Source organism: Paraburkholderia diazotrophica, assembly GCF_900108945.1.
Taxonomy (GTDB): domain Bacteria; phylum Pseudomonadota; class Gammaproteobacteria; order Burkholderiales; family Burkholderiaceae; genus Paraburkholderia; species Paraburkholderia diazotrophica.
Genome location: NZ_FNYE01000023.1, coordinates 38,202 through 49,981 on the forward strand (window position 1 = coordinate 38,202; position 11,780 = coordinate 49,981).

At 59.5% G+C, this 11,780-nt stretch carries 15 protein-coding genes and 2 pseudogenes; 11 read left to right on the forward strand and 6 right to left on the reverse strand.

The window, feature by feature from the left end; translation table 11 throughout:
- Window positions 1–43 precede the first annotated feature (43 nt).
- Together BMW76_RS41280 and BMW76_RS41285 are read left to right on the forward strand one after the other, a co-directional pair.
- Window positions 44–994, forward strand: a complete 951-nt coding sequence (locus BMW76_RS41280; RefSeq protein ID WP_177200491.1) for an ankyrin repeat domain-containing protein — start codon at window positions 44–46, stop codon at window positions 992–994.
- Between the two features lie 361 nt (window positions 995–1,355).
- Window positions 1,356–1,760, forward strand: coding sequence for a hypothetical protein (locus tag BMW76_RS41285; protein ID WP_177200492.1), 405 nt, complete (start codon window positions 1,356–1,358; stop codon window positions 1,758–1,760).
- Between the two features lie 148 nt (window positions 1,761–1,908).
- Here BMW76_RS41285 and BMW76_RS25320 read toward each other — a convergent pair whose 3' ends face one another.
- Together BMW76_RS25320 and BMW76_RS25325 are read right to left on the reverse strand one after the other, a co-directional pair.
- A complete protein-coding gene (locus BMW76_RS25320) occupies window positions 1,909–2,289 on the reverse strand; it encodes a hypothetical protein (RefSeq protein WP_090870184.1) in 381 nt (126 codons plus the stop codon).
- A gap of 106 nt (window positions 2,290–2,395) precedes the next feature.
- Window positions 2,396–2,775: pseudogene (locus BMW76_RS25325) on the reverse strand (hypothetical protein).
- Window positions 2,776–3,023: 248 nt separating this feature from the next.
- On the opposite strand from BMW76_RS25325, the gene BMW76_RS25330 reads away from it, so the two are divergent.
- The 5 genes and pseudogenes from BMW76_RS25330 to BMW76_RS42840 all read left to right on the forward strand — a co-directional run bounded on the left by BMW76_RS25330 (window position 3,024) and on the right by BMW76_RS42840 (window position 5,365).
- Entirely contained in the window at window positions 3,024–3,464 is a 441-nt protein-coding gene (locus BMW76_RS25330; RefSeq protein ID WP_090870186.1) for an Hsp20/alpha crystallin family protein, read from the forward strand.
- A gap of 15 nt (window positions 3,465–3,479) precedes the next feature.
- Window positions 3,480–3,887 carry an Hsp20/alpha crystallin family protein gene (locus BMW76_RS25335; RefSeq protein ID WP_090870189.1) on the forward strand — a complete coding sequence of 136 codons (408 nt, stop codon included), beginning with the start codon at window positions 3,480–3,482 and terminating at the stop codon, window positions 3,885–3,887.
- Between the two features lie 76 nt (window positions 3,888–3,963).
- Window positions 3,964–4,236: a DUF6566 family protein gene (locus tag BMW76_RS25340; RefSeq protein WP_245763374.1), complete on the forward strand. Its 273-nt coding sequence runs from the start codon at window positions 3,964–3,966 to the stop codon at window positions 4,234–4,236.
- 50 nt (window positions 4,237–4,286) lie between these two features.
- On the forward strand, window positions 4,287–4,850 hold the full coding sequence (locus tag BMW76_RS25345) for an Hsp20/alpha crystallin family protein (protein WP_090870300.1): 564 nt from the start codon (window positions 4,287–4,289) through the stop codon (window positions 4,848–4,850).
- A gap of 206 nt (window positions 4,851–5,056) precedes the next feature.
- A pseudogene (locus BMW76_RS42840) lies at window positions 5,057–5,365 on the forward strand (hypothetical protein).
- 348 nt (window positions 5,366–5,713) lie between these two features.
- On the opposite strand, the gene BMW76_RS25355 reads toward BMW76_RS42840, so the two are convergent.
- The 3 genes from BMW76_RS25355 to BMW76_RS25365 all read right to left on the reverse strand — a co-directional run bounded on the left by BMW76_RS25355 (window position 5,714) and on the right by BMW76_RS25365 (window position 7,602).
- On the reverse strand, window positions 5,714–6,814 hold the full coding sequence (locus BMW76_RS25355) for a PD-(D/E)XK nuclease family protein (RefSeq protein ID WP_090870193.1): 1,101 nt from the start codon (window positions 6,812–6,814) through the stop codon (window positions 5,714–5,716).
- A gap of 28 nt (window positions 6,815–6,842) precedes the next feature.
- Window positions 6,843–7,070, reverse strand: coding sequence for a hypothetical protein (locus BMW76_RS40485; protein WP_143062313.1), 228 nt, complete (start codon window positions 7,068–7,070; stop codon window positions 6,843–6,845).
- A gap of 310 nt (window positions 7,071–7,380) precedes the next feature.
- Complete coding sequence (locus BMW76_RS25365) at window positions 7,381–7,602, reverse strand: hypothetical protein (protein ID WP_090870197.1); 222 nt, start codon at window positions 7,600–7,602, stop codon at window positions 7,381–7,383.
- A 1,012-nt stretch (window positions 7,603–8,614) separates the two neighbouring features.
- Between BMW76_RS25365 and BMW76_RS25370 the strand changes: the two genes are divergently transcribed.
- Window positions 8,615–8,935, forward strand: coding sequence for a hypothetical protein (locus tag BMW76_RS25370; protein ID WP_143062314.1), 321 nt, complete (start codon window positions 8,615–8,617; stop codon window positions 8,933–8,935).
- Between the two features lie 91 nt (window positions 8,936–9,026).
- Here BMW76_RS25370 and BMW76_RS25375 read toward each other — a convergent pair whose 3' ends face one another.
- Window positions 9,027–9,659 carry an NUDIX hydrolase gene (locus BMW76_RS25375; RefSeq protein WP_245763383.1) on the reverse strand — a complete coding sequence of 211 codons (633 nt, stop codon included), beginning with the start codon at window positions 9,657–9,659 and terminating at the stop codon, window positions 9,027–9,029.
- Between the two features lie 72 nt (window positions 9,660–9,731).
- Here BMW76_RS25375 and BMW76_RS25380 point away from each other — a divergent pair, with 72 nt between their 5' ends.
- The 3 genes from BMW76_RS25380 (at window position 9,732) to BMW76_RS25390 (ending at window position 11,769) form a co-directional block, all read left to right on the forward strand.
- Complete coding sequence (locus tag BMW76_RS25380) at window positions 9,732–10,313, forward strand: YbjN domain-containing protein (RefSeq protein WP_245763375.1); 582 nt, start codon at window positions 9,732–9,734, stop codon at window positions 10,311–10,313.
- A gap of 60 nt (window positions 10,314–10,373) precedes the next feature.
- Complete coding sequence (locus tag BMW76_RS25385) at window positions 10,374–11,282, forward strand: ADP-ribosylglycohydrolase family protein (protein ID WP_090870302.1); 909 nt, start codon at window positions 10,374–10,376, stop codon at window positions 11,280–11,282.
- Between the two features lie 73 nt (window positions 11,283–11,355).
- Window positions 11,356–11,769: a hypothetical protein gene (locus BMW76_RS25390; RefSeq protein ID WP_245763376.1), complete on the forward strand. Its 414-nt coding sequence runs from the start codon at window positions 11,356–11,358 to the stop codon at window positions 11,767–11,769.
- The last annotated feature ends 11 nt before the right edge of the window (window positions 11,770–11,780 follow it).

Consider the following 11,780-nt stretch of genomic DNA (forward strand, 5'->3'; position numbering starts at 1 on the left):
GTTCGAATTTCGTTTCAACACAATTCGCTAATCCAAGGTTCTGATGAAATCAGAAGTTGCCGCACTGGCATACAAAGGTGAATGGAACGAGTTGCTTGCGCTGCTGCGCCGGCAGCCGGATCTGGTCAATTCCGCGAGCGAACCCAAAGGCTATGCACCGCTCCATCAGGCCGCATGGCATGGAGCAAGTCTTACAGTGATCGGCGAATTGCTTTCGCTCGGCGCTAATCCGGCACAGCGGACGCGTAACAAGATGCAGAGCCCTCGGCAAATTGCGGGGGAGAAACATCCCCGACGCGATGATCTTCAGTTTCTGCTAGATGAGCGTCCCCGGAACATGGCGCAGCTCATGCGAAAAGTCGCCACTGAGTTGTCAGATCCTTTCGATGCGTACGATGGCAATCAGGTGCTGTTCGACCGGCTGATCGACTGTTTCGGATCAGACTCCTGCGAAAGCGAATCGGCTAGCGACGTTGACAAACGCATTTCGTCGGCTTTTGTGGCGATAACCGGCAAGCAGAGCGACGCGATCCGGGCGGTCGTATGTGGGCCGGACAAGACGTTTCAATTGGATGCGAACCCGGATTTCTGGTCGAATCGCTTCGTGCCGTTGCTACGGAACCTATTTTCCCGTGCCTCGTGTATTCCCTTAGAAAAGCACTGTACTGTCGTATCGGACATCTTTGATCCGCCGCCCCATCAATGGGGAATGCGAGGCGATCTGTTTTTATGGATGGAGATGCGCCAGGTTCTGTGTCATGTGCCGCTGCCCGAGGAACCGCAAGCGCTCGAGCAGACCATCATGTCGGCCTATAAGATGCTGACCGGCGTACCTCTCGAGGGGCGGTCGGACGCAAACGTCTCACGGTATGACCGAGGCGGCATGAGTAGCGGAATTGTCAGCGGAGAGTTCTGGGCGACGACCGCAATCCCGTTGCTCCAAGCCCGTTCGCAATGGCTATTCGAATCATGGCGGCACGGAAGCGCGATCTAGACAAAGCGTGTGGGCAGGTATAGGGTAGCCACGTTCCCTCTCGGAAACGCGGCCCCCGAAGAACCGTGCGCTCCGTGAAGCGCTTCAGTTCCGGAAGCAGTGGGCGCACGAGCTCGCTGAACAGCGCCAGCCCAGCGCCGGCGGGCCCGGTCGCCGCGCCTTTGAGTCGCCGCAACCCGGCGCGGCGCTCCTTGCGCCGCCAATTGTCCTCGTGACGCAGATGGGCGATGTGGTGCTCGAGCTGCCGCTCCAGTTCCGCGAAGGAGAGTTCGAGGGCTTTGCCGAGCTTGGGCGACTCATCTGAGCAGGCGAGCGTGGCGCTCGGCAATCCGAGCCGAAGCCTTGCCCGGTAGAGACTGCGATGGCCGCTTCGTTCGAGGGTCGCACGCAACCGGACGAGTTCGGCGGGGAAGTGCGACAGGTGCGGCTGAAGGTGTCGGTCGAGGAGATTGCCAATCAGGCCTTTCAGGTCGGGGCGGGCAAGCTCCGAAATGTTCCGGTAACTGATCGCCGTTTTCATGACAGCCCTGCACGTCTTCCGCTGGCCGCCGCATCGGAGGCGGCCGTCACTCCCTCAGGGGCGGGGATCGCCGGCGGGACCACCGGCCCGACGCTTGCGCTGCGAGGTTCACCGTATCCGGTGACGTTCCGCTTCGCGCCCCTGATTCTGCCCGCTCGCAGTGTTTTCCGGACACTCGTCATGCGACGCCACGGGCATACGCCAATTGCCCTTCATCGCAATACGGGCTGGCAACACGAAATATAAAAAGCAGTGCGAAAAAATCAAGGGCCTCGGCGCACTGTTGGGCATCGCGGGCGACCCCGACGACAGCCGCCCGAGCGCGGGGATGTCGACGCGCAGAAAATGGACGCCCGTACGGTACTGCGTGCGCCTTCGCAGCTCTCCCGTCGGATCAGTAGATTGGAAACACGAAGTCCGGCGTCGGTGCAAACTGAATCCCGGAAGCCGGGCAGGTGATGCGCCCTCTCACGGCGACCCGCTGGTTCAGATAGGGCAACAGCAGCAAGTGTTCGGTGGTGCCGGTCTGACCGAGCAGAATGTCGGTCACGACCTTGTCGCTGCACGGTGACGCGGCCGGGCGATCCAGCTGGATCGTCGTATAGTCTCCCGGGGCGAACTGCCCGTTGCCCCGCTGGATCGTGCCGGTGATCCAGATGTCCTGTTGTACCGGCAATGCCCGTGGCAGCGGCGCCACGGCAACCACGGCCGCAGGCAAGGCGCCCGCGGCGGCCAGGGCAGCCGCGGCGGGTAACCCATGTGAACGTACTTTCATGATGGTGCTCCCATTCCGCGACCGGCACGGCCATGTCCGCCCCGCGTCGGCATGGCAGGACGCGGGAACCAGTGCCGGCCGCACGGCACGGCACCGGACCGGTCGATCAGCGGATCGGCGGTGTCGTACCCAGCTTCTCCGACAGCATTCGCTCGTACGCGCCAAAGTGCAAATCGACCTCCTTTTGCGTGACGGGGGTGACCGTAATGTTGATCTGGTCAGGCAACAGGCCCAGCACAACCGCAACCGCGGCTTCAAGTTGCGGTGCACAAACCTTGTCCTCCGCCATCGTCGTGCCGACCAGCACGTCGTAGGTCTTTTCCTGCCGGCAGACGACCTCGACGAGTCGCGCCCGCGCGCTCATGTTGCTGTCGATCGCGCGGACGACCTCCGCTACGGTGCGCATCGTCTCGGTCCGAAAGCCCTTCGCCGAGCGCAGCCGGATAGATGCCTGCCAAGCGTGAGCCAGTCCGTGTCGAATTCCATGGGGTTCTCCGTAATGCAGTCCCGATTCGCCGCGACGATAGGAGCCGGCGCAAAAATTTCAAGTGCAAAACTGCTGTCGCCTCTTGAAATTTTCCGCAGAGTTCATATTTTAGATTTCGCTCAGGCAGACGCGTGGGTCGCTTCCATCCGCGCGCTGCGTGTTTCGATTTGTTTGCCAACAGTCTGGCAGGCGAACTGGAGCGCGTAGGCCCGTTCGCCTCCCGGCTGCACTCAAGGAGGATACGATCGTGAGCGATCTTTACTTCGGAACCGACCTCTTCAGCGAATTCGACCGCCTGCAGCAGCAGATGGCGCAACTCTTCGGCGGTTTCCCGTCCAGCATCCGCGCCGGCCGGTTCGGTGCGTTTCCTCAGATCAACATCGGCGCGACTGATGAGTCGATCGAGATCGTCGCCTTCGCTCCGGGCATCAACGCCACCGAACTCGACGTATCGATCGACAGGGGCCTGCTGACCATCAGCGGCGAACGCAAAGCGACACAACCTGACACTGGAAGCGAGACGCGCACCTACGTGCAGGAGCGCTTTGTCGGCACCTTCCGGCGCGTCATCGAACTGCCCGACACCGCTGATCCCGACAAGGTCCAGGCGCGCTACGAAAATGGCTGCCTGTCGATCAGTGTCGGCAAGCGCGAGTCGTCTAAGCCGCGCGCCATCACTGTCCAGTAACCTGAGGAGCCGATCATGACCGACACGACCCAACTGGCTGAACACGACCAATCCGCCGTAGCGCGTCGCGACACTGAGCAGGCCACGCGCCGGATCACGCTCACCCCGGCCGTCGACATATATGAGGACAGCCAGGGCGCCACGCTGTGGGCCGATTTGCCCGGCGTGACGAAGGACAAGCTGGACGTCAAAGTTCACGACAGCAGCCTCTCGATCGAGGCCGAGGCGGTGGTGCCGACGCCAGCAAATCTGCGGCTGCAGCATGCCGAGGTTCGCGAACCGCACTTCGCCCGGACGTTCACGCTGTCGCCGGACTTCGATACGTCCAAGATCGAGGCGAGCCTCCAGGACGGGGTGCTGAAGCTGACAATCCCACGGCGCGACGAGGCCCGCCCACGGCGCATCGAAATCAAGACCAACTGACGCGTCAGCAGCGGCAGGTCGGCAGCGCGAGCGTCTCCGTTGCCGCGAAACGGGAGCAGGGAGCCCGATGCCTGATATGACGCTGGAGTCTTGGAAAGGGCACGCGATCCACATCCGCACAATCCCCGTGCGACAGATCGTGGCACGAGTGTCCGCACCGGACGGCTACATCGCTATTGTGCGGATCGAACGGAGCGGTGAGGTGTTGGCCGACTGGCATCTGCCGTGCTTCAGCGAACGCTGGACGAGCGCGGCCGAAGCACAGCGCGACGCGATCGAGTACGCGGTGAAACTAATCGATCGCGGCGTGCTTGGAGCAGTCGGCGTTCAGGGCGCGCTCGCTACCTGATGGGCTGGCCGCCACGCTCAAAACAGATTGAAGCTGAATCGGAGGACGCGATGAACACCGATCTGAAAAAGTGGAACCCCTTCAAGTTCCTTCGCGGAGCTGCCCGCAAGTCCGATGCAGAAGGCCCGGAAAGCCCGCCGGCAAGCGAACAGTGGCGGGCCTCGTGGCCTGACATTCCGCGACTGTTCTCACGCGAACCGTGGCGTGCAGTGGAGGAGTTCTTTCATGACCCGTTTGCAGGCCGTGGCGCGCTCGAACGATGGTTTGGCGACTTCAGTTCATCGCGCTTCCAGCCGCGCATCGACGTCGTCGATGAAGGGCAGGTGCTGCGCGTGACCGCCGAACTGCCCGGAATGGAGCGTGAAGATCTGAAGGTGAGCGTCGAGGATGGGGCAATCGTGCTGCGCGGAGAGAAAAAGCAGGATGTGCGCAGCGAGGAAAACGGCTGCTACCGGCTGGAGCGTGCCCATGGAAGCTTCATGCGCACGATCCCGATGCCGGAGGACGCCGATCCCGATCACACCTTGGCAAAGTTTGACAACGGTGTACTCACGTTGACCGTGCCGAAATCGGAGCCGGCGCAGACCGTGAGTCGCACGATCGATATCGGCTAGGGCAAGCACGGAAAATCCCGTGGCGGGCGGATACCAGACGGTACGCGCCATCACCGCGGGCTGTCTCGACGACACAGGCTCGCGGGCGCTTCTTTGCGTGACGGCGTCGCGCTGCATCGCAGCGCGTCCCCTATACGGCCTGCACTACGTGTCGTTTTTCTGCAGCGTTCCCCTGCATTCGGGACCATGGTTTACGGGAGACGGAAATGCTCAGTCCACACGAATTTGCGACCTTGATGCTGGTTCGCCAGGCGCCAGACCAGCTCGACATGAATCGCCCCGAGCTTGACGCGCTGCTCGAACGACAGCTGGTAATGCTGGAACATCGCGCCGCAAGCGCACGCCTCGCGTAACTGACCGAGAAGGGCAAGACGTTCCTCGACGCGCTCCACCCGAGCGACACAACACGCCGAAGCCGGAAGACCGCCGGCAACGGCGTGGGGAAAGCGCGGAGACTTCTTCCGTGCCGGGTGGCCGCACGACGGATATCGTGGTGCGCTGGACGCGCAGGCTGAATGGCTGGAGATCGCAACGACAAGCTTGTCGTCGCCGGCCAAGCTAATTGTCGCCGCCCAGCAAGAGCCGTATGCGGTAATTCCGCACGTACGGATCTGTCCGGGGGGAGCTGGGCGACCAGCGTTCCTACCGGGACACTTCGACAATCAGATTTTCAGCTGAAGCCTCTACCGACTTCAATCTTCCGCCTTAACTCACCCGTACGGTATGGAGCTTATCTGCGCCAGCGTGAAATCTAAGTTGCTCGGCTCGTTGCATGCCGAACCGTGCAGCCACTCGGCCGACGCCAATGCGCAATATAATAGGAGGGGAATCTTCCCGAGCGTCAATGCGTCGGCCTTTATCGTTCAGCCTCGCAGCGATTCAAGAATGGTCTGGCAGTCTTTCAGTGTCGCCAAAGTAGGATCGAGGGCGAGAAGGCTGTTGCTATCAACTGAGGGAAAAATTCTCGAAGTCTTCCAGTTCTGACCATCGTCTATTTTTGCCACCAACAGACTGTGCGAGTTAAGATTCTGCCGGTTGAAATTAGTCGGTGTCGCACGGTGCGGTTTTGCAATGTACGAGCGAAGCGGGCTTTTCGCTGCGGCGTCCATCATGCGCTTGTGCCACTGATCCCAAGCCGCAATGTATTCTTCCTTGCTCGATACACGTGGCACATCGACCTTGAAGCGCAGATGGATCTGTGGCTCCTCGTTGTTTGAGGCCTCCACCTGAAGATATGCGCAGGCGTTGTCGACTTGGACAACGGGTCCACGATAGGCTCGAAATCCACCACCGCCGCCACCTGCTGGTGCCCACTCGCCCTTATTCCTGGCAATCAGTGCCTCAAGGAATCCAATCTGGGAGGGCGTTTCCCATTTCGTTATATCGATAACCCCAAAATTCCGGTACTGATCTTCGAGCTTGAGAAAGTGGAGATGAAAGTCCCTATGAATTTTGCTATTGCTGCAGGCGAGTCGACCGGCTTCTGTCTCGAACAAACTCAAAAGCATACTCCTGCTCATGAGCTTGAAATTTGCACTCTCGATGTTCTTGAGATTGGCCTGGTTGCCTGTCTGCATGTACATCAGCAATACGTCCTCGGTGGAGACTCCGAGAGGTTTATGGATTTCGCTATAGATCGATAGCTGATCAGAATGGTCTTGCGCCTGGCGCTTGTCTTCGATCGCAACGTAGATGTCGTTGACCTGTACCAGGATATCCAGGTACTTACCGCTGATACGGTATTGTTTTCTGACGTCTACTTTCTCGATTTGAGTCGGGAATACCTTTCCGCAAATCTCGAACATCTTTCTTAGGAGCACGCGGGCGAATTGGTGTTCCGATGCGTGCGGGCCGCCCTCGTACTGCGGGGCACCATACGAAAGAAAATAACAGAGCGCGGCATCCTGCGAGAGTTCGGATGTCGCGTAATCAAAAAGATTCGGAACATGAAGTAGCTGAAGCATGGGGACCCCGTATTTGATGCTGAAAGTTTTAATGTTCTGGTGATGCTCTTGCAGTTCTTCCGCAACCCACTCTTGTCGAGCACACGGTCGGTATGCGCGTCACCGCGCACAGAGACAGCACCGCGCCCGCATCGGATTCGGCAAGGGCGAGCCGCGTCTTCACGAGTGCCAAGGCCGCCTCCATGTCGAAGGTGCCATCGGAGACATCGACCGGATCGTGATCATCGAGACTGATGTGCTCCTGCTTCGCGGGCACGCGCTGTCGGAAAGGCGCCGGGCGGCGCAGGTCCGGCTGGGCGAGCGCGTCCTAAACCAGGTCGCTCGCCCAGCCGCTAGGCTTGACGAGGTAGCGATGAAGCTCGAGCCTGACGAGAAATCGCAACGACCAAAGTTCGTTGACGGTCTCCAACTTGCAGCTCGTTCTGGCGCACTCGGAAGATTGGGACGGCGATGCATCATGGGTTGAGTTGTATCTCCAGCAGCGGATTGACCAGCGTAAAGCTTGTAAGCCGCGTCGCATCCTTCCTTCGTCTCGGGTATGTGAACTGCGGACCAAACTGGCTGGATCAATCCCAGTTCCTCATTTTCCTCCAGACGTCGGTATTCCGATCCTTTTCCGACTTTACGGAACGCAGCCAACTCAGCCACTCCCTAGTGATTTCCTGCATGTCTGTTTCGCCACGCTTAATCTTGTCTTCCGTGAAACTTTCACGTGTCCACGGGAAGAGCGCAATTCCTACCTCGCGGTGCAGCTCTTCGATTTCAAGTTCGATTTCAGCGGAGTCCATATCCTTTCCTCACTCGTGGTTGGCCTTGGTCCTTCGGCAGCAACGCAGATATCGGCACCGTAGTGAAAAACTTGAGGTAGCCCTAACTCGGCGGAACGCATAAGTAGAGGACGTAGCGTAAGGAGCGCAGGCTAACCTGGATTCTGCCTGGTCACATTCTCCCCATGTAATCGACGTTGGACCGCTGGATTCCTCCGAGGGAGCGGTGCAGCTGCCGCGATAAAGCAGTCTGGCCGGAGCTCTTGACTGCGGACGCAATGAGACGTCTCGATCTGCGCGTGTCGGGATCATGCGAAGCGTTTGCAAAATGGTCATCCAATAGAACGGGAGGTCTGCGTTGTACGAACGCTTTTGCCTGCTCGCTACTGCGCTCCGTTTGCCGCCATGGGATGGGGATGCGTTGCGCCCGTTTCTCCGGGAATTGAAACGGCGGTTGGAGTCAAAGGCACTGCGGTTACAGGCGATGTTGTCAGGAATTTCCATTGAAACCAGCCGTGAAGCGATCAGTCGGGCAAGCGTTATGTTCAGTTGACGCCGGATGGACGAGGTCTTCGCTAGCATCGAGACTCAACTGGATTTCGAAGAGCAGGCATGGGAACTTATCGACGTACTCCCAGCGTGCTACGAGCCGGATTCATCTGATTTGCCATTGGCCGCGCTGCCGAGGGTAAGCATCCGGAGCTTTGCAAGTCGTTTGCAAGAGGCATTGCGGCTTGAGGCACCTCATGCGTACCTCTTTACAGACTCAACTGTTCGGAGCGCAGGACTGGCTGACACTTGCCGGTCCGAAGCCCTTCTTGCAAATTGCGGAGCCGATTTATCGCTATGGCCGGGAAGTCGTCGCTGGTCGCGAATATGCGAGGCTGGAGCCATGTGCAGCAGCGAGGCGAGCAGACGAAGAATGCAAAGCGCTGACACAGATTCGACAGGAGGTCTTCCAGGCGGACCCCTTGCCCAAAGTGAGTTGGTCGACCAACCGGGGTTGCTTTGCCCAGGCTCAGTCGGCGCGACCTTGCATCTGCACGACGGCGAGTATGACATCGCGGAATGGAAGGCGCGCACGACACTGAAGGCGGTAGACGAGACCTATCCGGAAGACTGCCGGCTGGCGCTGGCGCCTCATAATACAACGCATCTGCTTTACATTCGTTTGCGGATGGTGCTGTGTGCGACGCTTCACTTTTCCGGAAGGGGCGACGAGGCCCAAGTGGAACGCGAATATCTCGTCACGCGCGGTCGCGAGTACACGGCAGAATACGAGAGGCTCCTTAAGGAGTGGGCTCCCCGAGGTACGACGGCTCAACTGAGGACTGCCCTGAGACTTGTCCATTGATGAGCCGACAGTGAGATCACCTCCCAGACCCAAAACCGACCACCGAACCTAGTCAAACGGCGTGCACCGTCGCGAAGCTTGAGTCAATCTATCAAAACCGAAACCCGTCCGCCGCGCGATACAACTGTGCGGGTCGCTGCGCGCCATACAGGAACTCGCCTGCCAGTTGCTCAATGCCTGGCTCGTCCTTCAGCCGGCGACGAAACACGCTCTTGTCCAGCGAACGGCCAAGAATGGATTCGCAAGTCTGCTGCAATTCGGTCAAAGTAAATCGGGCGGGCAGCAGATGCAGCGGCAGTGCCGCACGGTCCACCTTGTCGCGCAGCGTGGCCAACGCCGCCCTGATCAGCGCTGCATGATCGAACGCAAGACGCGACCCCGGCGCGAAAGCGTCGCGCCACTCGATGGCATCGGTCGCGCGGCCAGCCACGGCGTGAACCTGGTCGCTCGGCAGCAATGCGTAATAGAGCACGCTGAGCGACCATCCGCGTGGATCGCGTGTCGCGCCGCTGAAAGTGGCGACTTGCTCCAGAAATGGCACATCGACTCCAGTTTTTCCGGACAGAACGCGCTGCGCCGTCTCGTCGAGATCGGCGTCCGTTGCGGGATTCAGTATGCCGCCTGGCAAAGCCCATTTCCCCAACTCCGGATCATTGGCGCGCTTGACCATGAGGACTCGAAGGTTACGGTCCTGGACCGTAAAGAGCGCGATGTCGGCAGTCACCAACGGAAAAAGTATTTTCATCGTCTTAGTTGCAAATCGTAACTATGTGGTGATAGGATACTAAGTAGTATAGTGCAACTAAGTCGAAAACGCATACGAAGATCGTCTGCGTTTCGTCCATCAAGTGGGGATGAATCGGGGGATTTCATGAAGAAAATCTGGAACGAAGATGAAGTTTCGCTGGAAGCGCTGGCCGCACATATCGAAGATTCCGGAATCGGTCACGACGCCAATGCGGCCAGAATCATCGTGCACACTGAATCCGGCCTTGCCTATCAGCTCACGCTCGACGAAAACAAGAAATTCATCCGCTTCACAACCTACTTTCCTGTTGCGCTGCACGCCTGCAGCGAGAAGAAGCGCGAGCTGGAGCACGGCCTCAATTCGCAGGTTTTCATGGCTTCGTTCTGGATCGACAGTGACAACGATCTCGTCGTCGACTACCCCCTTTCTTATGGTCACGGACTTGTCGCAGGCAACTTCATGGCGGTACTGCATCGCTTTGCCTCCATGCTCGACTTCGTGATCCGCGAGAAGAACGACGAAGGTCTGATTCTTCTCGGCCCGAACGCGGCTCATGCCAGCAACGAAGACGAGATCGATCCGGAAGGCACGCCCGTGTGCATGACCGAGAGCGCACGCTTGCTGAATTAAGGCATCGAAACAAAGCGCATCATTCGAATAGTGCATCTGCGGAACAATACGGGGCTGACAATGAACCAACTTGAACGATTTGAGGGCTGTCTTCTGGGACTCGCCTGCGGTGACGCCGTGGGAACGACCGTCGAGTTCAAGCCGCGTGGCAGTTTCAGGCCCGTCACCGACATGACGGGCGGTGGTCCGTTCGGACTGAAGCGCGGTCAATGGACCGATGACACCTCGATGGCGCTTTGCATCGCCACGAGCCTCGTCGAGCATCGCCGCTTTGATGCGCGGGACATCATGCAGCGCTTTTGCCGCTGGATGGACGATGGCTATCTGAGCAGCAACGGCACGTGCTTCGACATCGGCGGCACGGTCAGCGACGCGCTCTATCGCTACAAGGACACGGGTGACGTCTACGCGGGCGCGGAAGACCGCTATTCGGCGGGCAATGGCTGCCTCATGCGCCTCGCGCCGATCCCGATGTTCTTTCATGCGGACGCGGCCGCGGCCATGCAGAAGTCAGCCCTTAGTTCGCGGCTTACACACGGTGCGCAGGAATGTATCGACGCGACGCGCCTGTTCGCCGCCCTGCTGGTCAGCGCGCTCGGTGGCGTAACGAAGGAAGAGATCCTGAGCTGCCCGCATCTCACGATCGACCTGTGCGCGAGCGTCAAGGCGATCGCCGACGGCTCGTACCGTCGCAAGGACGAAGACGACATTCGCGGCTCGGGTTATGTGATCGACAGTCTTGAGGCCGCGCTGTGGTGTTTCGCGAACACGTCGTCGTTCGAAGAGGCCATTCTTCGCGCGGCCAACCTCGGACAAGATGCCGACACGACGGCAGCAATCTGTGGCCAGATCGCCGGGGCGTTCTACGGTGTCGGCGGCATTCCCGAACACTGGCTCGAGCATCTCGCGATGCGCGACGATATCCGCAGCCTCGCGGCAGCGCTGGCCTTGGGTCCGGATAGACACTAAACTGCCGGACGATACCAAGCGATGAGCGCGCATCGAATGCAGCGATACGAATACCGCGACCTGGTGAAAGCGAATGAACACAGAAATAGCGCAAGAATCGTCGTTGCTGGCTGGTTGCGATCGATGCTGGCCCGAATCGGCGGAAGCCGCATGGAGCGCGCGGAGTGATGTTCGTGAACGCGCCATGTGGATTGACGAAGCGCACTTCAATATCCGCGGCCTGGAATGCCCACACTGCACGCGCAGATTCGTTTCGGTGTTCACCGAAACCATCGACTGGTCGCGAGGCGACGACGGGCAAAGCTGGACGATGGCACCCGTCACCCTCGGTGAGTTTGAGCGCGTGGAAGCGTTGCTTGCGTCTTCGATCGAAGCAGCGCTGCACGTCGTGCCTTCCGGGCGCAGGAGCTTGCGCCGGGATCATCCTTCAGGCGGCGACGCGCGTACGTTCTGGGCGACTGGCATCGGCGTCGCCTTTAATGGCTGAGCGCGACGCTT